Source organism: Ramlibacter henchirensis (assembly GCF_004682015.1).
Lineage (GTDB): Bacteria > Pseudomonadota > Gammaproteobacteria > Burkholderiales > Burkholderiaceae_C > Ramlibacter > Ramlibacter henchirensis.
Genome location: NZ_SMLM01000002.1, coordinates 794,687 through 820,742, shown reverse-complemented (window position 1 = coordinate 820,742; position 26,056 = coordinate 794,687). Strand labels below are relative to the sequence as shown.

Genomic DNA, 26,056 nt, shown 5'->3' with positions numbered 1-26,056 from the left:
ACCGCCCGGAAAACCCAGGAGATATGTTGAGCCGCCTTTTCTTCTGCCTCAGCCGCGTTTTCCGCCTTGCCAGCGGGAGCGCGGTCGTGGCTGTCGCGACAATCGCGACAGCACAGACGTATCCTTCGAAGCCCGTACGGATCATCAACCCTTATACAGCCGGCAGCACGGGCGACTCGATAGCGCGCATCGTCGCTGACGAACTAAAAGCGTCGATGGGCGGCACTTTCCTCGTTGAATCCAAGCCTGGTGCGGTGGGCCAAGTCGGCAGCGACTACGTGTCCAAGTCACCTGCAGACGGCTACACGCTCCTCGTCTCGTCTTCGGCGACGCATTCGATCGGACCGTGGTTGACCAAGGCGCTCCCCTACGATGCGCTGAAAGACTTCACGCACATCGCGCGGCTCGTAATGATCCCCTACATGCTCGTCGTCAAGGCGGAGAATGCGCCAAGTACAGCCGCGGACTTCGTTGCGGAGGCTCGTCGCAAGGGCAACATGTCGTACGGATACGGGTCGTCGACCGCACAGGTGGCGGCAATGGCCTTCGCTTCCTCGGCCAGGTTCCCCGCGCTTGGTGTTCCCTACAAGGGGCAGCCGGCGGCGGTGAACGACCTGATAGGGGGCCAAATCCAGTTCATGATGGCCGATCTGTCCGTTGCGGCGCCGCTTGTTCGTGCGGGCAAGCTGAAGGCTCTCGGCGTGACATCAACAACGCGGTCTGCCTTGTGGCCGGACATCCCGACGTTGTCGGAAGCAGGCTTCCCCGAAAACGACCTGGTGGCTTGGGTTGGTTTTGCTGGCCCGCCGAAAATGCCCAAAGACGTCGTCGATCGGCTGAGCGCCGAGATTGTGAAGCTCGGCCAAAAGCCGGAAGTTCGCCAGCGCTTCGCCGGGCTCGGGCTGGACTTTTCCCCGAACACATTCTCCGATCATGTCGAGTTCACCAAATCGCAGCTGAATGCGTGGGGCAGCCGCATCAAAGCCGCAGGGATCCAGCCGGAATGACAGCTGACATCGTGGAAGCGGTGGCAGCGATGAAGTGCGAGAAATCCGGGAACGGCAAATCCGTCGAGCAGGGCGGTTCCCCGAGTACTTGAGCAAATGCTTGGTTGGGTCTATCATGCATGTGGACTCGGGCGTAGGTATCCCCAATTTTTCGAACCATGGGTTTGTAGACCGGTCATCACTTCAGGAGAAATCATGAAACTTGCAACGAAGTCGCTGCTAAAAATCGCTTTGCTTCTCGCCACGCTGCAGTCAACCTATGTCGTGTGGGCGCAGGGCTCGGTGGACTGCAAAGACGAAGGCCACTTGGGATACATCTGCAGCTTGAACAACCCCGAGGACCTCATCCAGGTGGAGGGGAGTTCTTGGGTGATCACCAGCAACATGGGGGATAAGACGTGGAGCGGAGGAGGCTTCTATCTTGTCAGCACGCGTGACAAGTCGGTTCGGCCACTGAAGCCCGATCTCTCGGGCGCCAAGGCCGCGATCTACAAAGACTGCCCGGGACCGCCGGAGGCGAACAAGCTGCAGTCCCATGGCCTGAGCGTGCGCAATGAAGGCAATGGCAAGCACGTCGTCTACTCCGTGAACCATGGGGGACGACGTTCAGTCGAGATCTACGATCTTGACGTGACCGGGGAGCCGAAGCTGACATGGAAGGGGTGCGCCGTGGCGCCGGCACCGTTGTTCTTCAATTCCGTGGCGCACTTGCCGAACGAGGGCTTTGTAGCCACCGTCTTGGCAAATGCCGAAGATCCGAAGGCAGTCGAGCGTGCGATTGAAGGTTTGCCGAGCGGTTTTGTGCTGGAGTGGTCACCGGCGGCCGGTTGGACTACGGTCCCCGGTTCGGAGTTGCCCGGCAATAACGGCATCGTTGCCTCCCGCGATGGCAAGACACTCTATGTTGCCGGATACACCAGTCAGACCGTGAACAAGATTTCTCGCGGGCGCGTCCCTTATTCCAAGCAGGCAGTTCGCATCGGATTCCTGGTGGACAACCTTCGTTGGACTCCTGACGGGAAGATCTTGGCCGTGGGCCACGTGACGCAATTTAGCAAGATCCAGGAGTGCATTCGGAGCGACGCCGTGTGTCCAGTCACAACCGGAGTGGCGGTGGTTGATCCCGAGACGATGAAGGCTGAAACGCTTGTGGTTCAGCCGAACACGAAGAACTTCGGCGGCGGCACAAGTGCGATCGTGGTGGGAGAAGAGTTGTGGATTGGCGCCTTCCGAGCGCAGCGGATCGGCACGATCAAGCTCAAAGACCTCCCTCGGTTCTGACCCATACATTGACGAGAGCATCGGGCCACGGCTTCCTTAGCGAGGGTGCCGTGCGACCGAATCGGGCCGCGGGGAACCAGATGAGCGAGAAGATGCAGCCCGATTCCTGGCCTGCGATCGATGTCGAGGCGGAGATCGGAGGTATCCGCGAATGGACCACCGGCGCCGTGTTGGCGAAGCGCGCAGCGCTGTGCCCGGACCGCCTCTTCCTGCGCTTCGTGCCGGATGGCCGCAGCTACACCTTCCTGGATCTCCACCGCAGCACCAACGGAATCGCGCATCAACTGATGGCCCTTGGGATCGGCAAGGGGGCGCACGTCGCAATGCTGTCGCCCAACTGTCCCGAATGCCTGCTGGGCAACCTGGCTCTGGGCAAGATCGGCGCGGTCTCGGTGCCCGTCAACACCGCGGCCAAGGCTTCGCTGATGGAGTATTACCTCTCGCATGCGGATTGCACGGAGGCCATCGTGCACGAGGCGTGCATGGAGGAATTCGCGTCGGTGGCACCCCGCCTCCCGCAGTTGCGGCAGGTGGTCGTCATCGGCGACGTAGAGCGAGCTCGCCGCCTGTTGCAAGGCCTGCGGGTCCTCGTGGAAGCTTTCGATGCGTCGTCAGTCAGCGATGACCCCGTGGACAACGGCGTGCAATTCACGGACTTGGCCTATCTTTTGTTCACCTCGGGAACCACAGGCCCTTCCAAGGCCATCATGTACACGCATGCCGCAGCCTGGTACTGGGGCAAGCAAGGCGTGCACTACCGCTACCACTTGCCCGGCGACGTCGATTACGTGTGCATGCCGCTGTTCCATGCCAACGCACTGCTGATGGCCTGCGGCATGGCAATCGTGGCAGGAACCACCGTCGTGCTGGACGTGCGCTTCTCCGCTTCGCAGTTCTGGGGGCTCATTCGCAGCCACGGCGTGACGCGCTTCAATGCGATCGGCGCGATGGCAAATTTCCTGTGGTCGCAGCCGCCGTCGCCGCTGGACCGGGATCACAAGGTCCGGGTGTGCTCGGTGGCGCCCGCGCCGCCCTATGTGCATGAGTTCGCCAGCCGGTACGGGGTGGGAGTGCTCGCCGCCTACGGGCTCAGCGACTACGGGGTCGGCACCTCGCTGCCGTCGACTGCGCCGCCGGAGAAGGCCTTCAGTTGCGGCCAAGTGTGTGACGGTGTGTCCATGCGCATCGTCGACGACCATGACTTTCCGTTGCCGACAGGAGAGATTGGCGAGATCCTGATGCGCTTGGAACTGCCCTGGGCCGCACCCACAGGCTATTACAAGATGCCCGAGGCTACGCAGGCGGCTTGGCAAAACCTGTGGTTCCACACCGGGGACTACGGCTACCTTGACGCGGACGGGTACCTCTACCTCACCGGCCGCAAGAAAGACGCGATACGCCGTCGCGGCGAAAACATCTCGGCCTTCGAGGTAGAGTCCGCCATCGCATCGCACACCGCCGTGCGGGAGGTGGCCGTTTACCCATTGCCGTCCGAACACGGCGAGGACGAAGTCGCGGTCTCGGTCGTCCTACGAGAAGGGGCTACGCTGACGCACGCGGAGCTCATCGCCCACTGCGAAGCCAGTATGAGCCGACACATGATTCCGCGGTTTCTTGAGTTCGTGGAGGAGCTGCCGTTCACGCCCACGAACAAGATCGAGAAGTACAAGCTGCGCGAGCGCGCTCTGGACGATCCGGCGCGGATGTGGGACCGTGCAGGCGGGGGGCACACCGCGACCGACGAACTCCCGTCGGCTGCGAGCGGATCGACAGATCCGGCGTGCGCCCGCTGATCTCTTTGGTCGCGATGGTCGCCTTCACCAAAGTTTGATCCCAAAGCTGCACTCTAATGCCGCTGGCCTGCCGTTCCCAGGTGTCGTCCGTCACTCCCAGTTAGCGCAGGCGGTCCCGGCGCGGTCTTCTTCAAGGGGCGCCGAAGGCCCCGTCGGCTCGCGCCGTCGCAATGCGGTCGCCGGAGTAGCCGAGCACCTCGGCCAGCACTGCGTTCGTGTCGCTGCCAAGCACGGGGGCTGCGCGCGCGGCAACCAGCGGCGTGTCCGACAGCGTCACAGGCAGCTTCACGTTGGGAATGGATCCGAGCTTGGGGTGCGAAATGGTCTCGACCAGCCCGAGGTGCTCGACCTCGCTGGAGGTCATTGCTTCGGCGACCGTGCGCACGGCGCCTGACGGGACGCCGGCTTCCTGCAGCTTTTGCAGCCAGTGCTCCTGCGTCTGCGAAGCGAAGATTTCGGCCATCAGTGTCAGCAGTCGGGGTTGGTGCTTCACGCGCTCTGCGTTTGTGCTGAAGTCAGGGTGGGCAGCGAGGTCGGACCGCTCGAACGCCTGCACCATCAGGCGCTGGAAGGTCCGGTCGTTGGCGCACGTGATGTAGATCGGCTTGTCTGCCGTGTCGAAGTAGCCGATGGGCGCTGCCGTCACCTGCGAATTGCCCGCGCGGTGTGGGATGCGTCCTGTCGCAAGGTAGGTCGTGTTGAAGTAGCCGAGCATCTGCACGGCCATCCCGAAAAGCGACACTTCAACCTTCTGGCCGCGGCCGGTGCGGTAACGCGCGTGCAGGGCGGCCTGGATGGCATTGGCTGCCATCAGGGCAGTGCCCAGGTCCATGACGGAGGGGCCGGCACGCGTGGGCTGCTGGTCCGGAAAGCCCGTCATCGACATGAAGCCGCTTTCGGCTTGCACTACGGAGTCGAAGCCCAGGCGCTGCGCATGCGGTCCCTCGCGACCATAGGCGGAGATCGAGCAGTACACAAGGCGTGGGTTCAGCTTGGACATCTCCGGCCAGCCGAGCCCGAAGCGCTCCATCACGCCGGTGGAGAAATTCTCCACCAGCACGTCCGCCTTGCGCACCAGGTCGGCGGCCACTGCGCGACCGGCCTGGCTCTTGAGATCGAGCGTGACGCCCAGCTTGTTGCGATTGCCCCAGAGGTAGGGGACGCCTTCACCCTCGACAAACGGGGGAAACGCCCGGAACGCATCGCCTTCGGTGCTTTCGACCTTGATCACCTTCGCACCCAGGTCGCCCAGCACCATGGTGGCGTACGGCCCGGCGATGAAGTGCGAGAAATCCGCGATGACCAATCCGTCGAGCGGGGGCTTCTCCCGCGGTGCCTGGGATGCATCGCTGCTGTTCATCAAAGATCCTTGAGCAAGTGCTTGGTTGGGTGTATCATAACCGCAAGGGGTTGCCCCCGCATCTCATCCATTGATACAGGAGTCGACATGTCCACTGAGTTCCGAGGAAAAACCGTCATCGTGACCGGCGCCGGCCGCGGCATCGGCCAGGGTATTGCCCAGCACATGGCGAGCCTCGGCGCAACGGTGGTCGCCGTCGATTCGGTCGAGCGCAGGCTCACCCGCGCGCAGGAGAGCCTCACGGCAGTGGAGGGCAAGGTCATCCCGCTGGTTACGGACGTCACCAGCGTCGCGGATCTGCAGCGCCTGGTGGACACGGTCCTGCAAAAGTGCGGCTCCATCGACTACCTGGTCAACAACGCCGGAGTGGCGCGACAGAAGCCGTTTCTGGAGTATGACGAGGCCGATTATGTGTTGCAGGTGGACGTGAACTACAAGGGAACGTTCTTCGCCACCCAGCTTTGCGCGCGCGAGATGGTCAAGCACAAGAAGGGGGCCGTGGTGAACATCGCCTCCATCTCGGCGTGGCACTACACGATCCCGCACTCGATCTACTCGGGAGCGAAAGCAGCCGTGGTTACGTTCACGCGCGATGCCGCCTATGAGCTCGGACCGCACGGAGTGCGCGTCAACTGCGTCGCACCCGGGCCGATCGATACACCCCTGGCCGCGCAGATGGGTGCCAGCGAGAAGGCCGGCTACGACTCGGTGCTGCGCCTGGGCCGCTGGGGCCAGCCGCTGGACATCGCGCAGGCCGTGGAGTTCCTGTGCTCCGAGCGCTCCGCGTTCATCACCGGGCAGACCCTGTCGGTGGCCGGTGGCGCCGACCTGTGCGTGCTGCCCGCGAAGGCGACGACAACCCAATGACCGATGGCGAAGCGATCCGGTTGGACGGTGCCATTCCCAGGCAGCCGAGGTAACTCTTGAGCCAGTCTCCTGGCGCATTCACGGGCACTTCGGCAGGGACGGAATGCCATGATCCGCAAGACCGGCAAGAGGGCGCCTGCGCGGTTGATGCCGCGATCGCGAGCAGGATGTCCATACGCGCCTTCACGAGCCAACCGGTAGCGCGCGAGACGATCAAGGACATCCTCGCAGTTGCGAGCCGGGCCCCGTCCGGCACTAACACGCAGGCATGGCACGTCTACGTCGTCGCTGGCGCGGCGCGCGACTCGTTGGTGCAGAAAGCGTGCGCGGCGCACGATGCAATGCGCGACTCGCCCGACCTGGCTGCAACCTACCAGGAGGAATATGCGTACTACCCGAAAGAGTGGTTTTCGCCCTATATCGAGCGTAGGCGCGAAAACGGCTGGAGCCTCTACGCTCTGCTTGGGATAGCGCGAGGCGAAAAGGAAAAGATGCATGCGCAGCTGCAGCGCAACTACAAGTTCTTCGATGCTCCGGTCGGCCTTTTCTTCACGATCGACCGCAAGCTGCAAGGCGGCGCCCTCCTCGACTCCGGCATGTTCATCCAGAACGTCATGGTCGCCGCACGGGCCCGGGACCTCCACACCTGCCCCCAGGCTGCGTGGAACCGCTACGCCAAGATCGTCCTCCCCCACATTGGCGCGCCGGCGAACCAGATGCTGGTCTGCGGCATGGCGCTTGGCTTCGCCGACGAGGCGGCCATCGTGAACGAATTTCGCACGCCCCGCGTGCCTGTCGACGAATTCACGACGTGGGTTGACGCCGCCTGATCTCGAGCTCGCCAGAGGCGAGGTGCGGCCGTAGCCTGCGTCAGGCGGGCGCACCTTCCCAAACGGTCCGAACGAAATCGACTGACAGCCGGTGCGGGCTCTCGAGGACCAGCCGCCCCAGTAGCCGGTGCCAATGGGCCTCCGAGCCGTGCACCAGGCGCCACTCGTGCAGCCGGCGGGTGAAGAGCTGCAGATCGTATTCCTCGGTCACGCCGATCGCGCCGTGCACGGCATGGGCGATGGAGGCGACGAGCTGCGCGGCCTCGCTGGTGCGCGCCTTGGCCACCGCACAGGCCGGCAGCGTCGGCAATGCGTCGATGCCGAAGGCGGCCTCCGAGGCCATGCGAGCGGCCGCTACGTGTTCCGCCATCACGCTCAGCTGGTGCTGAACGGCCTGGAACTTGCCGATGGGTTTGCCGAACTGCACGCGCTCGTTGGCGTAGCCGATCGTGAGGTCGAAGCAACGCTTCATGGCCCCGGCGAGCAGGCCCGCATGGAGCAGCGCGCCAAGGTAAGGAAAGGCAGCAGCGGCGGTGCCCCCCTGCAAAACAGTCCCGGCATCGCCTGGCCAACACAGCGAGGCGCTCAGGCCGCCGTGGATGGCGCTGTGCGCGGAATGGGCCTGTGGGATCGACAGGAGCAACAACGCGCCCTCCACCAGGCCTACCACGTGCGAGGCAGTGGCCGCGCATGGCACCTGCGACGCCTGCAAAAAGCCGTCGGCGCGGCGCGTCAGTGCGGGCGCAAAAGTGATGAAGCCGGCAGGCAGCCCCTGCGGGTCGGCCGTGAGCAGCCGGGTGGCCATGGTCTGCGCGACGGGCAGCGGCACGGCGTAGCCGCCGCACAGCAGCACGACTTCGAAGAAGTCCCGCCAGCTCGCCCCGCCGCCGCCGTGGTCCTCAGAGGCGAGCAGTTCGAGGAAACCGGCGTCGGCCAGCGCGGCGGCCAGTGGCTGCGCGCTGGCGCCGCCCTCGATGGCACGGACCGCCGCGGGTGTGCAGTGATGGTCGAGAATCGAAGAGATCGCTTCTGCAAACATATGGTGCTCCTTCAGCGCAGGCCCAGGCCGCGCGCGATCATTCCGCGAAGGATCTCGCGGGTACCCCCTCGCAGCGAGAAGGTCGGTGCCATGTGGCTGACGTAGGCGAGGGTCCGCACCAGCTCCTCGCCGGGCGGGTCAGCCGGGTCGGCTCCGATGGCCGCCTCGATGATCGCGGGGACGGCCTGCTCGAACTCGGTGCCGAGGTCCTTCACCAGGGCGGCTTCGACCACGGGGCTTTCGCCTGCGGCCAGCTTGGCGGTGATCGCGACGGATAGCTGGCGAAGGGTGGCGAGATGCGCGGCAAACCGGCCGACGGTTTCCAGCTGCTGCTCGAAGCGCGCGCTCTCTCGCAGCCAGCCCAGCCAAGCGTCGAGCAGCACGATGCTCGAGTACAGGCGCTCCGGGCCGCTGCGTTCGAACGCGAGCTCCGCGTTCACCTGCTTCCAGCCGTCGCCCTCGTTGCCGATGAGTGCTTCAGGATCGAGTTCCACGTCATCGAAGAACATCTCGCTGAAATGTGCATCGCCCGTGAGGTCCACGATCGGCCGCACGGTGACGCCCGGGAGCTTCAGGTCGACGACGAACTGCGAAAGCCCTGCGTGGCGATCGGCAGGACTCCCGGAGGTGCGCACCAGCGCGATCGTGTAGTCGCACTTGTGGCCGTTGGTCGTCCAGATCTTGCGACCGTTGAGGCGCCACCCCTTGTCGGTGCGCACCGCCCGACTCGCCACGCTGGCCAGGTCGGATCCGGAATTCGGCTCGCTCATGCCGATGCAGAAGAAGATCTCGCCGCGGCAGATGCCCGGCAGGTAGCGCGCCTTCTGAGCGTCGGAGCCGAACTTCAGGATCAGCGGCCCGCTCTGGCGGTCGGCGATCCAGTGGGCACCGACCGGCGCACCGACGGCGAGCAGCTCCTCGACCAGGACGAAGCGGCTGAAGGCGTCGAGCTCGGCGCCGCCGTACTGCTTCGGCAGCGTGACTCCGACCCAGCCGCGGGCGCCGAGCTTGCGGCTGAATTCGGCGTCGAAGGCCAGCCAGGAGCGGGAGCGTACGTCGGCAGGGGTGGGCGGCAGTTCCTGCGCCAGGAAATGCTTCACTTCGCGGCGAAAGGCTTCTGTGTGAGGCGGCAGCGACGCCAGCTGCAGGTTGTCCAGGAGGTCGGCCATGACGTTGAGGTTCGATGAAGCGGGGAGGTTAGGGCGGACTGGCCGGGGCGTCCAATAGCGAATGAATGGCCGGCCATATGGAAATCGGATGGTGTCCGTGCGATTCGATATTGGACGCGCGCCGTGGCTGGGGCTAGCCTGACAATCTTTCGAGGAAAACCATGTCCGAGTTCCTGATCTACGAGCAGCAGGGCCCCGTGGTCACGCTGACCATGAACCAGCCGGAGCAGCGCAATCCGCTCACCGGTAATACCGCGGTCGCTGAATTCCTCGCGGCCATCGACCGCATCGACGCCGACAACAGCGTGCGCTGCGTGATCCTGACCGCCAACGGCCCCTCGTTCTCCGCGGGCGGCGATCTCCGCGAGATGAAGCGACAGTCCACCCCCGCCGTCAGCGAGATGGACATCCGCCAGGAATACCGGCGCGGCATCCAGCGGCTGCCGCTCGCGCTGTTCAACCTGGAGGTGCCGGTGATCGCAGCGGTGAACGGCCATGCCATCGGGGCGGGGCTCGACCTGGCCTGCATGTGCGACTTGCGCATCGCTTCCGACAAGGCGAAGTTCGCCGAGAGTTTCGTCAAGGTCGGCATCATTCCGGGCGATGGCGGTGCCTGGCTGCTGCCGCGCATCATCGGCCTTTCGCGTGCCTCGGAACTGGCGTTCACCGGCGACACCATCGATGCCCAGCAGGCGCTGGCCTGGAACCTGGTCTCGCGCGTCGTGCCGCATGCGGAACTGATGGATGCCGCCCGTGAGCTGGCCGGACGCATCACGGCCAACGCCGCCCACGCGCTGCGCCTGACCAAGCGCCTGATCCGGGAGGGCATGCATTCGCGGCTGGACACCGTGCTGGAGCTCTCATCAGTGTTTCAGGCCGTCTCGCACAAGACGCCTGATCACATGGAGGCGGTGAATGCTTTCCTGGAGAAAAGGAAACCGCAATTCGGCAGCTGAGGCTTGCTTGGCGACGGCTGCGCCAGCGCCATGATTTCAGTCAACAAGAAGGTGCAATAGGAATGAATACCCGTGAAGTCTTTGTCCTCTCTGCGGTCCGCACCCCGATAGGAACCTTCGGTGGCGGCCTCAAGGAGGTACCGCTGTCGAAGCTGGCGACGACCGTGGTGCGGAGCGCGGTGGAGCGGAGCGGCGCGCAGGCCTCCGACATCGGCCAAGTGGTGATGGGCAATGTCATTCCGACCGAGCCACGTGACGCCTACCTCTCACGCGTCGCAGCCATCGAGGCGGGCATCCCACAGGAGACGCCGGCCATGAACGTCAATCGCCTCTGCGGCTCCGGCCTGCAGGCCGTCATTTCCGCCGCGCAGTCCCTCCTCCTGGGCGATGCCGAGTTCGCGGTTGCAGGAGGTGCGGAGTCCATGAGCCGTGGGCCGTATCTCATGCCCGAAGCGCGTTGGGGCGCGCGCATGGGGGACGTGCAGGCGGTCGACTACACGCTCGGTGTTCTCAGCGATCCCTTCCACCGCATCCACATGGGCATGACGGCCGAGAATGTGGCGCGCCAGGAAGGCGTGACGCGCGAAGAGCAGGACAGGCTGGCGGTGGATAGTCACCGCCGCGCTGCGAGGGCGATCGCGGAACGGCGTTTCTCATCACAACTCGTGCCGGTCGAAGTTGTCAGCCGCAAGGGAACGACCCTGTTCGAAACCGACGAGCACGTGCGCGCCGATACATCAATCGAGCAGCTTGCCAAGATGAAACCGGCTTTCCAGAAGGATGGTTCGGTGACCGCGGGCAATGCGTCCGGCATCAATGATGGAGCCGGGGCATTGGTTCTGGCGAGCGCAGACGCGGTGCGCGCGCGCGGGCTGAAGCCGCTGGCCCGGCTGGTGAGTTATGCGCACGCCGGTGTTGATCCACGCGTGATGGGCCTCGGCCCGGTTCCGGCGTCGCGCCTGGCTCTTCAACGCGCAGGGCTCAACGCATCCAGAATGGACGTCATCGAGTCGAACGAGGCGTTCGCCGCGCAGGCCTGCGCTGTCACCCGATTGCTGGAGCTGGACCCGGGCAAGGTGAACCCGAATGGTTCGGGTATCTCGCTCGGACATCCCGTGGGTGCAACAGGGGCGATCATCGCCACGAAGGCGATCCACGAACTGCAGAGAATCGGAGGGCGCTACGCCTTGGTGACCATGTGCATCGGCGGCGGGCAAGGGATCGCTGCGGTGTTCGAACGCGTCTGAAGGGACAGGCGTGGCGACTTGCGAGACGCGGCGGGCGCCCAGAAGCACCCTGCTGAGGCTGGTGGAATGCAGCCTGGCACGCGGTGAGTACCAGATGGCTTGCCAGCGCCTGCTTATGATGGACGCTTGCCAGATGGACATACCCAGCGATCTGAGATCGGCTTGTTCCCTGCACCTGGGCAGTATTGCTCCGCGCGAGTTGCGGCGGATGCACGAAGAAGCGCGCGAGTTCGCACAATTCCTTCGCGATCGCTGGGGAGCGACTGCCATCAGCTGCTGCAGCAGCTCCCCAGCGGAGCGATCAGGTATTCTTGATCGCTGAGACCCCCGCCCATGGACCTGCGTCGCGTCCGCCACTTCAATGTGCTTGCCGAGACGCTCAACTTCAGTAGGGCGGCCGAGCGGTTGCACATTGCCCAGCCGGCACTGTCCGTCTCGATCCAGAAGCTGGAGAGCGAACTCGGTACCCGGCTGTTCGAGCGCACACCCACGGGCGTCCTGCTCACCCCCAGCGGCAAAGCCGCGCTCGTGGAAGCGCGGCGTCTGCTCTACCACGGTGAGCAGCTGCTGCGGACGGCGCGAGATTCCGCTGCCGGCACGGGAGGTCGACTGCGCATCGGCTTCGTGGGGTCGGCGATCTACCGCCTGATCCCCAGCCTCGTCCAGAACTTCCGCAGCCAGTACCCTGGAGTGGAACTGGTGCTGACGGAGTCCACGTCGGTTCGCATCATGGCGATGTTGCACGAGGAGGCGCTGGACATCGGCATCGTGCGTACGCCACTTCTCCAGTCCCACGCCGCGACGCTTCACACGCTTCAACGGGACCGCTTCGTGGTCGCCTTGCCTGCGGCGCACCCTCTCGCAGCTTCCACGTCCATCAGCTTGGCCCGCCTGGCTGGCGAGGCGTTCGTGATGTATTCGGCCGAGGAAGCGACAGGGCTGCACGCATCGGCCATGGCAGCTTGCGAGGCGGCGGGGTTTGTGCCCGAGGTGAGGCAGCTGGCGACCCAGGTTCCCACGATGCTGGGGCTGGTGGAAAGCGGGTTGGGCGTGGCGCTGGTTCCCGAAGTGGTGCGTGGGCAGCGCGCCCCCCACGTTGTGTACTGTGACCTCGAGGGGGACGGCGCAGGGCATGGCACTGAAACGACCCTGGCGCTGGCTTGGCACAGGGGCAGTGAAAGCCCCGCCGCGCAACGCTTCATCGACATGGTCAGTTCTGCCTCGCCCCATAGCGGAAGCAGATAGGGCATCGGCGAATCGGTATTGGACGGTAGGCGCTCCAATCCGTATCTTTCAATGCCATGAAGATCCTGGTACCCGTCAAGCGGGTGGTGGACTACAACGTGAAGGTCCGAGTGAAGTCGGACAACACGGGTGTGGACATCGCCAACGTCAAGATGAGCATGAACCCGTTTGACGAGATCGCGGTCGAGGAAGCCGTGCGGCTCAAGGAGAAGGGCGTGGCCACCGAGGTCATCGCCGTGTCCTGCGGTGTCCAGCAGTGCCAGGAAACCCTGCGCACCGCGATGGCCATTGGCGCCGACCGGGCGATCCTGGTCCAGACCGATGAAGAGCTGCAGCCGCTCGCGGTGGCCAAGATCCTGAAGGCGCTGGTCGACAAGGAACAGCCCGGCCTGGTGATCCTGGGCAAGCAGGCGATCGACGACGACGCCAACCAGACCGGCCAGATGCTGGCCGCGCTGGCCGACCTGCCGCAAGCCACCTTCGCCTCCAAGGTCGAAGTGGCTGACGGCAAAGCGACCATCACGCGCGAGGTCGACGGCGGGCTGGAGACGCTCGAAGTCACGTTGCCGGCGGTGGTCACCACGGACCTGCGCCTGAACGAGCCGCGTTACGTGACGCTGCCCAACATCATGAAGGCCAAGAAGAAGCAGCTCGACACTGTCAAGCCCGAGGACCTCGGCGTCGACATCAAGCCGCGCCTGAAGACGCTCAAGGTCGCCGAGCCCGCCAAGCGCGGCGCGGGCCAGAAGGTGCCGGACGTCGCGACGCTAGTGCAAAAGTTGAAGATGGAAGCGAAGGTGATCTAAATGACCTCCCTCGTCATCGCAGAACACGACAACGCATCCATCAAGGGCGCGACCTTCAACACCGTCACCGCCGCTGCCAAGTGCGGTGGCGACGTCCACGTGCTGGTCTCCGGCTCGGGCGCCGTCAAGGCCGCCGAAGCCGCCGCGCAGATCGCCGGCGTGGCCAAGGTGATCCACGTCGACGGCGCACAGTTCGAGCACGGCTTGGCGGAGAACGTCGCCGCCCAAGTGCTGGCGATCGCCTCGAGCTACAGCCACATCCTGTTTCCCGCCACCGCGTCGGGCAAGAACATCGCGCCGCGCGTGGCCGCCAAGCTGGACGTCGCGCAGATCAGCGACATCACCAAGGTCGACAGCCCCGACACCTTCGAGCGTCCGATCTATGCCGGCAACGCGATCGCCACCGTGCAGAGCGCCGACAGCGTGAAGGTGCTCACCGTGCGCACGACCGCCTTCGACCCGGCCCCGAGCTCCGGCGGCAGCGCGCCCGTGGAGAACGTGCCCGGTGCGGCCGACGCGGGCAAGAGCAAATTCGTCGGCCAGGAGATCGCGAAGAGCGACCGTCCGGAACTCACCGCCGCCAAGATCGTCGTCTCGGGGGGCCGCGCACTCGGCTCGAATGAGAAGTTCCACGAAGTGCTGGAGCCGCTCGCCGACAAGCTGGGTGCGGCCGTCGGTGCTTCGCGCGCCGCGGTCGACGTGGGCTATGCGCCCAACGACCTGCAGGTCGGGCAAACCGGCAAGATCGTCGCCCCGCAGTTGTACATCGCGTGCGGCATCAGCGGCGCGATCCAGCACCTGGCCGGCATGAAGGACTCCAAGGTGATCGTGGCGATCAACAAGGATCCGGAAGCGCCGATCTTCAGCGTGGCGGACTACGGACTGGAGGCTGACCTGTTCAATGCCGTGCCGGAGTTGATTGCGACGCTATGAGGACGGGATCCTGAATGGCACTCCTTCGTCACTGCCTCGCTGAGGTCCGTCGCCGCGATCCCGATTGGGACGTCGCGGATGATTGCCTGCTGGAGGCTGGTCACTCTCACCTGCGCGGCAGTCCGCTCCCGCCGAGAAGCGAATTCAAGTCTTCCGACCGGGCTGAACGGTCGCAACGGTTTCCGGATTCCCGGGCTGATATCGCACAAGCCTCGGAGCAGCAGGCCACTCGCTCTAGCGCATGAAGTAAGCGCGAGATAGGGGGTACCATTAGGGGTACCGAGTGAGCGGAATCGGACAAAGTTGTTCCGCGACCGGTACTTAGGCGCCCGATACTGCTGCCTCCTGCTCCCGCGCCCAAGTTGCGTCCATGGCTAACGCGAGCAAATTCCGCTTTATGTGAAGTTAGCCTCCAAACGGGCGCAATCGAGACTTCTGCGCTGGAATCGGGGCCACGGTTTCCATCAAGCGTCTCCGAGCACAGATGATCCTGTGCTGCCCGCCATCAATACGGCCGGATCAGTCGGGCGAGGGCATTGATGGCGAGCTGTTTGCGTTTCGCGCCGACGCCGAACCAAGTGTTGTTCAGGAGATCGGCGGGCGAACGCCTCTGTTCTCTCGCGTCACTTACTGCCGCAAGAGCGTAGAGCAGGTCAAGCGCAGTGAGGGGCGACTTGGAGCTTGATCTGCCTTCGCGAAGAGCCGACACGATGCTCCGCAACGTTTTGGCTGACGGCCTGTTCGGGTCATCGTCTCGCGGGCCGAATGTTGCCGCTGTGGCTTGCTTGATGTTCTCCTCTGAAACGGCCTGCTTCGCCAAGTCTCCGAGGAAGGTTGGGAAGGCGATGCATTCCCGCGTCAGCTCTCCTATTTCTGCCAAGTCGCTCGGGGTGAGGAACTCTGGGGACCGCGCAATGCGCGCGACTGATTGTGAGCCGATAGATGCGGGGGTCGCCAACGTGCCCGGCTCTAGAAGGCAGAGTGCAGTTGCTTGTGCGGCCAATGAACTATCGCAACACGTACTGAGGAGCAGGTATGTTGACGCGGAGCGATTGCGGGGCAACGCCGACTTGTAGCCGGTGTTCAGCAAGCCCCAAATTCTTAGACCTCCCTGCACGTATCCAACGCTTTCGAACGCGAGGCCATAGAAGGCGGCGATGCTGAGGTAGAAGTCAATCACTTCGCGTGGCTGCCAAACTCGGTGGCGCGACGAGACGATTGCCAGCTGCTGGTTGGTGTCACTGCGGTAGAGGACCTGATAACCCTCGATCTCTAGTTCTTGCAAACCTTTCGTGGGCTCGGGCGAAAACTTGATCGGTGCTTTGAGGATCAGCCAGGTGAGGTCGGCTGCCTCCAAAATCGTGTCGATCGGGTCTTTCTCTTGCGGCGCCTCGGTGTGGGCGCGGGTTGGTTGTTTGCGCATGATGTGCTCCCCGGCGGCTCAAAGAAGGGCGGTGAGCGGGTTGCACTCGAACGTGTTCAGCCCGCGGATGTAGCGATGCACAGTGCTTTCGGAGCGGTGGCCGGTTTGCCGCTGGATCGCCCACACCGGGACGCCAGCTTTGGCTGCGCTGGTGACGAGGCCGGCGCGGAAGCTGTGGGCCGTGTATCCCACGGTGGGGAGGCCATGAAGTGCGAGGCGCCTTCTGAGCAGCCAGCCGACTGAGGCGCCGTTCAGGCGATTGGCACGTGCGTTCCCGTGCCGGTCGATGCTGCAGAAGAGGGGCAGCTCAGGGCCTGGGTCTACTAGACCCTTCAGCGCTGCCATCGACGCGAGCCAGTTGCGGACGGCGCGTACAGGGCACTGTTGCGGCTCACGGGCCTTCGGGATAGCGACATGTCGGCCCCGCTGGTACTGGTCGGTCTTGCTGCTTCTCAGCTTTATGACGAGCCCTTGCTTGCTGAACGACAAGTCGCCGACCCGTAGCGAAGCGATTTCCGAGCGGCGGAACCCGCCTGCGAATGCAAGGAGGAAGAGGGCAGCATCACGCTGGTTTTGCGCCTCCGTGAGAGATCGGACAGGCCGGGCGACTTCCCTGACCAGCTCGGGCGTGACGGGCGTCGCTTGCTTTTGCGCCACACCCTTCGAGCGCCTTATGCCTCGCAGCGTCCGTCGCACGACCGCCGTTTTGGCCGGCGATGGTAGGCCTCGCTGTTCGTGCGCGTATGAGATTGCGGCCACTTGCCTGGCGAGAGTGCTTGGCTTCAGCTCCGCCGCGGCCGCTGCAAGATACCGGGCGACTTGGTCGGGCGTAGCAGGAATGCGACCGCCGTTCTGTTTGAAGCGCTCTATGTCCCGCGCGTAGGCTCTCAGCGTGTTGGGAGCTAATGAGTTGCTGAGAAAACGAGTCACCTCGGTTGAGCGGCGCGCCATCAGTACTCCCCCGGCAGAAGAAGAGTGGTGGCCGACCGATCCGCCTCTGTGATGATCCAGAGCACTTCGCCCTCGCCGCCGGGCCCCTCTGGGCCGGCGAGGTAACTTGAAATGATGCGCAGGCCTCTGCCGACTGCGATGTCGTTCGCTGCAGCGTCGTCGGGGTGCACTAGCCCCCAGTCGCCTCGCACGTGCCGGGAGAGGAGGGCGGTCGGGTCTTGCTTCCAACGTTTGAGCAGCTGGAGCGCGCCGGGCGTGGCATAGACCTTTCCGAGCGCAAATTTCGGGCGAGCTTCGCCCTGCCGTGAGTCCGACATTTCTGAGCCTTTCGTTTGGGCTCCGCACGCGCACGCCCACGGCCTAGAACTGGCCGCGACGGAGTAGAGGGTCTTGGGGGAAGCGGACCGGAGCTGTGTCCGGCTCGCGCGCAGCCTGCTTTGCGCTTGCTGCGTTGGGCGCGTGCCTCTAGTTTTGCTTCAGGCGCCCGGCTTTCCTACCGTTTTCTGGTCTTTTTCGGCCGGTTTTTGGGGCAGCAAGCGCCAGATTGTCTGTTTTTTCAGCAATTCTGGGGATCGAACCGGTGGAATTTGCGGCAACGAAGCTGCCCCAGTCGTCCATCAAATGGCGTCGCTTTTCCAGCATGTCTGTACGCATATACGAGCGGACCGTCTGATCACCGACCGTATGCGCCAGGGCAAATTCCAGCATCTCGTGCGGGTACTTCGTCTGCTCACTTCCCCACGTCCGAAAGCTCGCGCGGAAGCCGTGCATCGTGTACTCCACCCGCATACGTCGGAGCAGCTGCGTGAATACCATGTCACTCAGGGGAAGTCCTTGAGTGTTGGGAAAGATCAGACCCATCTCGGATGTCACAGACCCTTGGTCACGCAGTCGCTTCGCCTCGGCCAAGACTGCGGCTGCGTGGGCAGAGAGGGGCACATTGTGCGGACGGCCTGCCTTCATGCGTTCTTCTGGAATGTTCCAGCAAAGCCGGTCCTGGTCGATCTCGGTCCACAGCGCGCCCCTGGTCTCACCAGAGCGAGCAGCTGTCAGCACGGTGAACTCGAACGCAAGCTTGACAATCGCCGAAGATGGACCACATGCGACTTCCTTGAGTACGGATCCCACTAGCGGGTAAGGGCATGAATTGTGGTGCTCCGCCTTCCGAGCGCGCTCGTTTGGTCCAAGTGCGATCCTCACTTGCTGCCAGAACTCTGCGTCTTTCCCGGTGCTGTAGTCGCGTGCAGCTGCGAAGTTGAGGACAGTTCGAATCCTCTGAAGAAGGCGACTAGCGGTCTCCGCTTTGCTCTTCCATAGCGGCTCGAGGGCAGACACAATCTGGGTCTTGCCCACATCACCAACTGGAAGAGAGCCGAACTTCGGGAACACATACTGGGTCAGTGTGTTGATCCACTGCGCGGCGTGCTTGGCGTTCTTCCACTCGTCTGCGCTCGCCTCGTGATACTCGTGCGCGGCATCTTCGAATGTCTTTGCGCGGGCGCGTTCGGCAGTGCGATGGGCCGCAATGGCCTTCCTCTCTTCGGCGCGCTTATCGATGGGGTCGATCCCGTCAGCTAGGAGCTGCCGTGCACGCTGAGCGCGTTCCCGCGCTTGTGCCAGTCCGAACGCAGTGACCGACCCCAGGCCCATCTCACGGGTTTTTCCGTTCAGCGTGTACCTGAAGATCCAAGAGCGGGAGCCGGTCTTGCTCACCTGCAGGTACAGGCCATTGCCGTCCAAGTAGTACCCGGGCTTCTTGCTCCGGCTTCGAACTGCACTGTCCGCCAATAAACTGTGTCGAGTCATTACCCACATTCCTACCCACATTTGTAATTGTATTGCCATGCACGTGCATGGACAACCGTGGATTGGAGAGATGTCGGAATGCGGCGGCAGTACTAGGGAGCTTGCTATGGTGGACGACCTTGGACCTGCTTGGATGTGCGGGCATATGCCTCCTGCTCCGCCAAGGACCGCCGAATCCATCGACGGGTTTGGGAGTCGCCTGGATTTCGCTCGAGAGAGAGACTTCCAGGAGTCTTCAGGCTCCAGGGTCTTCTAGTCACTTCAGAGCAGCGCCGAAGTCGTTCTAGAAGACGCGGTTGTTGGACTCACCCGCGTGTCCGAACGCGATGCGCGCCAGGTAAGCGATGCGCGTGTTCGGTACAAGAAGGGCGGTCCGCAGCGAGGCCGGGGCGAGGTTTTCCTTCTTGGCCATGTCCAGCTGAGTTCGAACACTCGGCTCGCGCACTCCCTCAGCATGTCCGCGCTGGGCTTTCCTCGGATCCGCGCCACGATCACGGAGCCCACCGGCTCAACCCATATACGTTCGTCTCTCATGGTCTGATGCTAGCTTCAGCAACGCCGCTGCCAATTGCGCTTCGGCATGCCCAAGCCAGAAGCCGGGAACACGACTTACGGCTGGGCGGTCTCTGCGCACGCCTTCTTTCATAGCTTCCGGCGCAGCGCGCAGTAGAATGATTGAGCCAATGCCTCAATCGTCCGCCTTAGCCAGCTTGGAATTCGCCGCCATCGCGCCCGCTCGGGCAGTAGATGAGATCGCCGCGCAGGTTCGGGAGATGATCGCAACAGGCCGGCTGAAGCCCGGCGATCGGCTGCCTTCGGAGCGCGACCTCTCGGCGCGGCTGCACGTCAGCCGAAACACCTTGCGGGAGGCGCTACGTGCCCTGGAACATGCCGGCATCATCGAGATGCGCAAGGGTGCCACGGGCGGCGCCTTCGTGCGGTCGGGCAGCTCGGGTGTGATCGTCAATGGACTCCGAGACCTCTACCACCTCGGCGCCATCACGCCGGAGCAGCTGACCGAAGCTCGCGTCTGGATGAGCGAGATCGTGGTGCGCATCGCCTGCGAGCGCGCCACCGAAGAAGACTTCGCGGCACTGGACGCCAACATCGAAGCGGCGGCCAAGGCAGCGGACTTCGACGAACGCGCACGCCACAACCGCGAGTTCCACGTCATCCTGGCCCGTGCCACGCGCAACCCAATCATGGTCATCACGATGGAAAGCATCATGGCCGTGTTCGCGCACTTCATCGCCAAGATCGGGCCCAGTGACAACAGCTTCATCCTGCCTTCGCGGCGGCGCTTCATGAAGCACCTGCGCGCGCGCGACGCCGCAGCAGCCGCCGCCGAGATGAAGAAGGCGCTCGCGCGTCTCCAGACGAAGTACATGGATCAGTGGAGTGCCCGCTCCGCCGCGGCGGCAGGACGGTAAGGCGGCTTCAACCGCCCAGGTCGTTGAGAAGAACGACCTTGCCGAACTGCTCGCCGCGCTCGACGATGCCGTAGGCCTCGTTGGCGCGCGAGAGCGGCAGCGTCCTGTCCACTATGGGCCGGATTGCTTTCGATTCCACCAGTTCGACCATCGCATCAAAGTCGCGCCGCGAACCCATCTTGGTCCCGAGGATGCTGAGCTGTTTCCGGTAGATGGGCCGAACGTCCAGAGCAATGTCGCCGCCCGCAGTGAAGCCCAGGAATGCGATCCGGCCGCCCGGCGCGGCCAGCTCCAGGAGGTGCTGGAAGCCCGGCCCAACCGCGCTGTCGATAACCACGTCGAAGCCTTCAGGCACTTGCTCGCGCAGCACGGCCGGCCAGCTCGGATCGCGGTAATTCGCGGTACCGGACACGCCCATCCCGCGCACGCGCTTGGCTTTCTCATCCGAGCCGCTGGTGGCGTAGACCTTGGCGCCGAGCGCGAGTGCGAACTGCATGGCGAACAGCGCCACTCCACCGCCGATGCCGGTGACCAGCACGCGCTCGCCCCGCTTCGTCTTCGCGCGCGAACTCACCGCCCGGAAGGCCGTGACGCCCGACAGGGGCAGCGCCGCGGCATGGACCCAATCGAGATGCTTGGGCTTGTCCGCCAGCTGAATGGCGGGCACGTTGATCTTCTCGGCGAACGTGCCGTCCCGCGGTGATCCGAGGGGATAGAAGTCGGGCCGCGCCCAGTCTTCGCTCTCGCCCCAGGACAGGCCGGGATTGATGATGACCTCGCGCCCCATGAGCGCGGCATTCACGCCCTCGCCAACGGCCGTCACGACTCCGGCGCCATCTGCGCCCGGAATCACCGGGTACTTCAGCACGTGGTAAGTGCCCTTCTGGATCCACACGTCGCGGTGGTTCAGCGCGGCGCAGCGCAGCGCTACGGTGACTTCGCCCGCGGCCGGCGGTTCATCGGGCCGGCCGACGCAGGCGAGGGGTTCGCCGGGGCGCTGGAGCAGCATCGCTTTCATCAGGTTTGGACCCCCTCCGTCCAGCGTGCGAGCACGTCGCTGCTCCGCGTGGCTGCCGTCGCGACGGGCTTGGCTTGCGCGGGCGTACGCGAGAAGCGCGGCGCAGGCGCAGGCTGCGCCATGCCGTCCACTTCCGTGAAGGTCTTGCGCTGCGCGTTGTGCACATGGCGCGCGGCTTCGCTGAGCGAAAGAACGGGCGCCACGCAGCAGTCGCTGTCCTGCAGCAGTGCGGCCCACTGGTCACGAGTGCGCGTGCGGAAGATCGCCGCCATCTCCGTGCGCAGTTCCGGCCAGCGGGCGCGGTCGTTCTGCGCCGCCGGCCACTCGGGGGCGAGCCCGATCTTCTGGCAAAGCTCGGAGAAGAACTGCGGCTCGATGGCGCCCACGCTCACATGCTGCCCGTCCTCGGTCTCGTACACCGAGTACCAGGGTGCCGCGCCGTCGAGCATGTTGTTTTCGCGCTGCTCCACGAAATTTCCGCGCAGGCCCATGCCCACGAACTGCGTCATGAGGCTCGTCACGCCGTCAACGATCGCAGCGTCCACCACCTGTCCCCGGCCGGACCGCTGCCGCTCGAACAGCGCGGCGAGGATGCCGGTCACCAAGTACAGGCTGCCCCCGCCGTAGTCACCCAGCAGGTTGAGTGGTGCCACGGGCCGCTCGCGCGGGCCGATGGCATGCAGCGCTCCCGACAGGGCGATGTAGTTGATGTCGTGGCCGGCAGTGCGCGCGAGTGGGCCGTCTTGACCCCAGCCCGTCATCCGTGCGTAGACGAGGCCGGGATTTCGCTCTTGAGCCTCCACCGGGCCCAGGCCCAGTCGCTCCATCACGCCCGGCCGGAAACCCTCGACCAGCACGTCGGCGTGGTCCGCCAGTTCCCTGGCCCGGTCCCGGCCTTCGGCCGACTTCAGGTCCAACTGCACGACGGTCCGCCCGCGCTGCATCACGTTGCGGGAATCGCCGAAGCGGGCTTCCGGACGGTCGACGGTGACGACGTCGGCGCCCATGTCGGAGAGCAGCATGCAGGCGAACGGCGCGGGGCCCAGACCCGCGAACTCGAGCACCCGCAGGCCGCGGAGCGGGCCGGCCACGGTCACTCCATCTTGATGTTGGAGCGCTTGACGACCTCGCCCCACTGCGCCATCTCGTCTCGAATCACTTTCGCCATCTCCTGCGGCGACGTGGAGCGGGCCTCGATGTTGCGTTCGGCAAACATCTTCTGGACTTCGGGGCGGCTTACCGCGTGCACCACCGCCTCATGCAACTTGGCGGCGATGGGATCGGGCACGCCGGCGGGCGCCAGCACGCCGAACCAGGCCACGCTGCGGAAGCCCGGAACTTCCTCGGCAATCGCAGGCAGGCCGGGCACGACGTTCGTGCGCTGGGGGGTGGCCACGGCGAGGTACTTGACCTTGCCGGCCTGCAACATGCCGGCGCCGTCCAGGCCGGTGACGAACGCGGCCTGCAGGTGGCCGCCGCCGAATGCCGTCATCATCGGCGCTCCTCCCTGGAAGGGCACGTGAGTGAGCTTCAGGCCGGCCAGGGCATTGAAGTGCTCGCCGGTCAGGTGCGACAGCGAGCCATTGCCGACCGAGCCGAAGTTCCAGTCCTTTTGCCTGGCCTGCGCGACGAACTCCTTGAGGTTCTTCGCCGGGCTGTCGGCCGGGACGGCGAGGATCATCGGCGTGAAGGCGACAACGGAGATCGGGCGCAGGTCCTTCACCGGGTCGTAGGGGATCTTGCGCATCAGCGGCACGATGGCGTTCGGCCCCGAGTTGCCGAACACGATGGTGTAGCCGTCCGGCGCCGCCTTGGCGACCAGGTCGGTGCCGATGGTGCCGCCGGCCCCCGCCTTGTTGTCGACGATGACCGTCTGCTTCAGGAAGTCCTCCATCGGCTTCTGGATCGCTCGCGCGAGCTGGTCGGTGCTGCCGCCGGCCGCATAGGGGACGACGATGCGGATCGGCTTGGCCGGCCAGGCGTCCTGCGCCAGCGCGCCAAACGCGAGGGACGACAGGGCGGCCGCGGCAACAGCGTGCAGGACGTGGCGACGGGAGCGGGTCATGGGCTTGTCTCCTGGGACTTCGAGGTTGATGAAAAGGTCAATGTAGAACCACAGCCAACGGCGTCAAACGCGCGACTTGCGCGTGTGCAGGACGACCGGCTTGCCGCCGAACTGGCGCTTGCACATCCAGGCCGCCAGCGCGGAGTCGAGGTAGTCGGCATGGCCTGGGAACCAGCGCTCGAGCTCGGCGGCGAACGAACGGCCGACGGCCAAGTCACCGCGCGCCACGAGCTCAAGCACTTGCGCGGCGGACTCGAGCACCTTGCCGTGCTCCTCGATGTGGCAGTCGCCGGCAGGGAACGCGGTCTGCCGCATCCAGTCGTCCTCCTGGCCGAAGTGGGAGAGCAGGTGATCCTGCAGGCGCTCCAGGCAGGGCATGAGCTGATCGTCGGGGCACGCCAGTGCCTGATCGACGAGATCGTCGAACTCGGCATGCACCGAATCCATCGGAGCGTAGCCCAGCAGCTTGGAAGGAGTGTCCGCGTTCACAGGTCGACCACCAGTCGTGGAGAGAGCGAACCGGAGCAGCAGGGAATCAGCGCATCGTTCGCCGCCCGCTCGTTGTCGCTGAGATAGCCATCGCGGTGGTCGGGCTGGCCTTCGATCACGCTGAGCCGGCAGCTGCCGCACACGCCCTGCATGCAGGAGTAGGGCACGTCCACGCCTGCCTCGAGCAGCACGTCGAGGATGGACTTGCCGGGCGGCACGTCGAAGCAGCGTCCGTCCCGAGCCAGTTGCAAGGTGAAGCCGCCCTCCGTCGCCGGCGCCTCGGCCGAGGCGAACCGCTCGTAGTGCACTGTGTCGGGCGATCGGTGCCGCGCCGCCTCGACGAAGGCGTCGATCATCCCGGTCGGTCCGCAGCAATAGAGATGTGCGTCCGCGGCAGCCGAACCGACGATCGCCTGGATATCCGGGCGGCCCTGGCCCTCGGCCGAGAAATGCTTGACCACGCGGCCGCTCCCGGTAGCGGCGTGCTGTTCCAGGTGCGCCTCGAAAGGCATGGAGCGCCGATCCCGCGCGGCGAAGTGCAACTCCCACGAGCGCCCGAGGCTGGCCAATCGGCCGATCATCGACAGCAGCGGCGTGATGCCGATGCCGCCTGCGATGAAGACGCTGTGCGGCGCCTCTTCAGCCAGGCGGAAATCGTTCTTCGGAGGCGAGATCTCGAGCCGATCGCCCACGCGCGCCGATTCATGGAACCACCGCGAGCCGCCGCGTCCGTCGGCTTCGCACTTGATTCCCAGGTGATAGGTCGCGAACGCTCCGGGTGCTCCAACCAGCGAGTAGCTGCGCGTGCCGGCGCCCGGCAGGTGCACATCGACGTGTGCTCCGGCTTCGTAGGCCGGCAGGGCCGCGCCGTCGTCCCTTTCGAGCTCGACCGACAGGACGCCCGCGCTCTCCAGCCGCAGCTGGCGGATGAGGACGGAAAGAGAAGAGGCGGTTTGCATGGTGTGGACAGATTATCAGAAATCGTGGTACATTGCATCAATGGTTGGACCAATGGTGAGGTAAACATGCTGTCCCGCGAAGACAATGAACTGCTGGTGCGAGTCGGGCCTGAAGCGCCCATGGGCAAGCTCATGCGGCTGTACTGGATGCCGTTCCTGCTGGCCCGCGATGTTCCGGCCGACGGCCTGCCTTATCGCGTGCGGCTGTTGGGCGAGGAATTGGTCGCCTTCCGCGACAGCAGCGGCCAGGTCGGTCTGGTCGACCAGGCCTGCCCGCACCGCGGCGCGCCGCTCATGTTCGGCCGAAATGAAGAGGGCGGCCTGCGCTGCGTCTACCACGGCTGGAAGTTCTCGGTCGACGGCCGCTGCCAGGAGATGCCGGCCGAGCCAGAGAACACGCCGATGCTCAAGAAGGTCCGCGTGAAGGCCTACCCCGTGCGCGAGCGCAATGGCGTGTTGTGGACCTACATGGGGCCGGACGCCGAGCCGCCGCCGCTGCCCAGCATGGAATGGAACATGGTGCCGCAGGAGAACGCCCACGTTTCCATGCGGATCCAGGAGTGCAACTGGCTGCAGGCGCTGGAAGGCGAGATCGATTCGGCCCACGCCGCCATCCTGCACGGCCGTGTCGACGCGGGCGGCGCCATCGACGAGTGGAAACAGGCGGCCGACCTGCAGCCCAAGTTCGAGGTCGTGCAGCACGAGGCCGGCATGCACATCGCCTCGCGCCGCAAGATCGAGGGCGACAAGAACTACATCCGCGTCAACCAGTTCCTGATGCCGTTCTGGACGCTGGTGCCGCCTTTCTCCGAGTTCCCGGAGCTGAGCGGCCACGCCTGGGTGCCGATCGACGACGAGCACACGCTGTGCATCATGTTCTCGTACCACCCGGCCCAGCCGTTCTACGAAAAGACGCGAAAGCTGTTCAAGGAAGGGCACAGGGGTCGCGAGACCGGCCACCATTCCGAGAACGCGTATGAAAAGCGCGCCGTGACCGAGCCGTACCACACGTACTGGAGCAAGTTCAATCGCGCGAACGCCTACGGCTTCAACGAGGAGTTGCAGGAGAAGTACAACGCCGGCCTGCCTGGCCTGTGGCTGCAGGACGCGGCGTGCCAGTCAGGCGTGATGCCGATCTACGACCGCACGAAGGAGAACCTCGGCACCAGCGACAGTGGCGTGGCGCGTACTCGTCGCGTGCTGCTCGAAGCGGTGAGGAAGCTGTCGACGCAGGAGACCCGACCCGTGTCGACGCAGGATCCGGACAAGTTCCTGGTGCGGGCCATCTCCATCACCATTCCCGCAGGCGGCGACTGGATGGCGCACGGCAAGGAATTCATGCAGGCCCAGCCGGGCAAGGATTTCGGCTACCAACCCTGAGA

General features: G+C 64.7%; 25 protein-coding genes. 12 read left to right on the top strand and 13 right to left on the bottom strand.

All coding sequences use genetic code 11. The annotated features are described in order from the left end of the window. Positions 1-26 precede the first annotated feature (26 nt). The 3 genes from EZ313_RS16665 (at position 27) to EZ313_RS16655 (ending at position 4,081) form a co-directional block, all read left to right on the top strand. Positions 27-1,007, top strand: coding sequence for a Bug family tripartite tricarboxylate transporter substrate binding protein (locus EZ313_RS16665; RefSeq protein ID WP_167772618.1), 981 nt, complete (start codon positions 27-29; stop codon positions 1,005-1,007). Positions 1,008-1,202: 195 nt separating this feature from the next. Next, complete coding sequence (locus EZ313_RS16660; protein ID WP_135264392.1) at positions 1,203-2,288, top strand: hypothetical protein; 1,086 nt, start codon at positions 1,203-1,205, stop codon at positions 2,286-2,288. Between the two features lie 80 nt (positions 2,289-2,368). Further along, complete coding sequence (locus EZ313_RS16655; RefSeq protein ID WP_240788677.1) at positions 2,369-4,081, top strand: AMP-binding protein; 1,713 nt, start codon at positions 2,369-2,371, stop codon at positions 4,079-4,081. A gap of 130 nt (positions 4,082-4,211) precedes the next feature. Here EZ313_RS16655 and EZ313_RS16650 read toward each other — a convergent pair whose 3' ends face one another. Next, a complete protein-coding gene (locus tag EZ313_RS16650; protein ID WP_135264391.1) occupies positions 4,212-5,441 on the bottom strand; it encodes a CaiB/BaiF CoA transferase family protein in 1,230 nt (409 codons plus the stop codon). A gap of 87 nt (positions 5,442-5,528) precedes the next feature. Between EZ313_RS16650 and EZ313_RS16645 the strand changes: the two genes are divergently transcribed. Further along, positions 5,529-6,308: an SDR family NAD(P)-dependent oxidoreductase gene (locus EZ313_RS16645; RefSeq protein ID WP_135264390.1), complete on the top strand. Its 780-nt coding sequence runs from the start codon at positions 5,529-5,531 to the stop codon at positions 6,306-6,308. Between the two features lie 167 nt (positions 6,309-6,475). Next, positions 6,476-7,138: a nitroreductase gene (locus EZ313_RS16640; protein ID WP_135264692.1), complete on the top strand. Its 663-nt coding sequence runs from the start codon at positions 6,476-6,478 to the stop codon at positions 7,136-7,138. 40 nt (positions 7,139-7,178) lie between these two features. Here the strand turns inward: EZ313_RS16640 and EZ313_RS16635 are convergent, their stop codons facing one another. Then, on the bottom strand, positions 7,179-8,177 hold the full coding sequence (locus EZ313_RS16635) for an acyl-CoA dehydrogenase family protein (RefSeq protein ID WP_135264389.1): 999 nt from the start codon (positions 8,175-8,177) through the stop codon (positions 7,179-7,181). 11 nt (positions 8,178-8,188) lie between these two features. Beyond that, a complete protein-coding gene (locus tag EZ313_RS16630; protein ID WP_135264388.1) occupies positions 8,189-9,346 on the bottom strand; it encodes an acyl-CoA dehydrogenase family protein in 1,158 nt (385 codons plus the stop codon). A 161-nt stretch (positions 9,347-9,507) separates the two neighbouring features. On the opposite strand from EZ313_RS16630, the gene EZ313_RS16625 reads away from it, so the two are divergent. From EZ313_RS16625 to EZ313_RS16605, 5 genes are all read left to right on the top strand, one after another. Continuing rightward, positions 9,508-10,302: a crotonase/enoyl-CoA hydratase family protein gene (locus EZ313_RS16625; protein ID WP_135264387.1), complete on the top strand. Its 795-nt coding sequence runs from the start codon at positions 9,508-9,510 to the stop codon at positions 10,300-10,302. 62 nt (positions 10,303-10,364) lie between these two features. Further along, a complete protein-coding gene (locus tag EZ313_RS16620) occupies positions 10,365-11,549 on the top strand; it encodes an acetyl-CoA C-acyltransferase family protein (protein WP_135264386.1) in 1,185 nt (394 codons plus the stop codon). A gap of 333 nt (positions 11,550-11,882) precedes the next feature. Then, entirely contained in the window at positions 11,883-12,794 is a 912-nt protein-coding gene (locus EZ313_RS16615) for a LysR family transcriptional regulator (RefSeq protein ID WP_135264385.1), read from the top strand. A 56-nt stretch (positions 12,795-12,850) separates the two neighbouring features. Beyond that, complete coding sequence (locus EZ313_RS16610; RefSeq protein ID WP_135264384.1) at positions 12,851-13,600, top strand: electron transfer flavoprotein subunit beta/FixA family protein; 750 nt, start codon at positions 12,851-12,853, stop codon at positions 13,598-13,600. Next, complete coding sequence (locus EZ313_RS16605; RefSeq protein ID WP_135264383.1) at positions 13,601-14,533, top strand: electron transfer flavoprotein subunit alpha/FixB family protein; 933 nt, start codon at positions 13,601-13,603, stop codon at positions 14,531-14,533. It abuts the gene before it with no gap. 505 nt (positions 14,534-15,038) lie between these two features. Here the strand turns inward: EZ313_RS16605 and EZ313_RS16600 are convergent. From EZ313_RS16600 to EZ313_RS23710, 5 genes are all read right to left on the bottom strand, one after another. Further along, positions 15,039-15,956: a DUF932 domain-containing protein gene (locus tag EZ313_RS16600; protein WP_135264382.1), complete on the bottom strand. Its 918-nt coding sequence runs from the start codon at positions 15,954-15,956 to the stop codon at positions 15,039-15,041. A gap of 18 nt (positions 15,957-15,974) precedes the next feature. After that, entirely contained in the window at positions 15,975-16,907 is a 933-nt protein-coding gene (locus EZ313_RS16595) for a tyrosine-type recombinase/integrase (RefSeq protein ID WP_135264381.1), read from the bottom strand. Further along, on the bottom strand, positions 16,907-17,224 hold the full coding sequence (locus EZ313_RS16590; protein WP_135264380.1) for a hypothetical protein: 318 nt from the start codon (positions 17,222-17,224) through the stop codon (positions 16,907-16,909). Before EZ313_RS16590 ends, EZ313_RS16595 begins: the two co-directional genes overlap by 1 nt. 148 nt (positions 17,225-17,372) lie before the next feature. Beyond that, positions 17,373-18,713: a tyrosine-type recombinase/integrase gene (locus EZ313_RS16585; RefSeq protein WP_167772617.1), complete on the bottom strand. Its 1,341-nt coding sequence runs from the start codon at positions 18,711-18,713 to the stop codon at positions 17,373-17,375. Between the two features lie 283 nt (positions 18,714-18,996). After that, a complete protein-coding gene (locus EZ313_RS23710) occupies positions 18,997-19,125 on the bottom strand; it encodes a hypothetical protein (RefSeq protein WP_276606966.1) in 129 nt (42 codons plus the stop codon). Between the two features lie 259 nt (positions 19,126-19,384). Between EZ313_RS23710 and EZ313_RS16580 the strand changes: the two genes are divergently transcribed. Then, a complete protein-coding gene (locus tag EZ313_RS16580) occupies positions 19,385-20,143 on the top strand; it encodes a FadR/GntR family transcriptional regulator (protein WP_338106322.1) in 759 nt (252 codons plus the stop codon). 7 nt (positions 20,144-20,150) lie between these two features. On the opposite strand, the gene EZ313_RS16575 is transcribed toward EZ313_RS16580, so the two are convergent. From EZ313_RS16575 to EZ313_RS16555, 5 genes are all read right to left on the bottom strand, one after another. Next, a complete protein-coding gene (locus EZ313_RS16575) occupies positions 20,151-21,152 on the bottom strand; it encodes a quinone oxidoreductase family protein (RefSeq protein ID WP_205960414.1) in 1,002 nt (333 codons plus the stop codon). Between the two features lie 8 nt (positions 21,153-21,160). Then, the gene (locus tag EZ313_RS16570) at positions 21,161-22,252 is read right to left on the bottom strand and encodes a CaiB/BaiF CoA transferase family protein (RefSeq protein ID WP_135264376.1); all 1,092 of its coding nucleotides are present in this window, start codon (positions 22,250-22,252) and stop codon (positions 21,161-21,163) included. 2 nt (positions 22,253-22,254) lie between these two features. Continuing rightward, positions 22,255-23,226, bottom strand: coding sequence for a Bug family tripartite tricarboxylate transporter substrate binding protein (locus EZ313_RS16565; protein WP_135264375.1), 972 nt, complete (start codon positions 23,224-23,226; stop codon positions 22,255-22,257). A gap of 63 nt (positions 23,227-23,289) precedes the next feature. Further along, positions 23,290-23,715, bottom strand: a complete 426-nt coding sequence (locus EZ313_RS16560; protein WP_205960413.1) for a hemerythrin domain-containing protein — start codon at positions 23,713-23,715, stop codon at positions 23,290-23,292. Further along, the gene (locus EZ313_RS16555) at positions 23,712-24,674 is read right to left on the bottom strand and encodes a PDR/VanB family oxidoreductase (RefSeq protein ID WP_135264374.1); all 963 of its coding nucleotides are present in this window, start codon (positions 24,672-24,674) and stop codon (positions 23,712-23,714) included. The genes EZ313_RS16560 and EZ313_RS16555 overlap by 4 nt, the downstream gene beginning before the upstream one ends. 66 nt (positions 24,675-24,740) lie before the next feature. Here EZ313_RS16555 and EZ313_RS16550 point away from each other — a divergent pair, with 66 nt between their 5' ends. Further along, entirely contained in the window at positions 24,741-26,054 is a 1,314-nt protein-coding gene (locus EZ313_RS16550) for a Rieske 2Fe-2S domain-containing protein (RefSeq protein ID WP_135264373.1), read from the top strand. Positions 26,055-26,056: the final 2 nt, after the last annotated feature.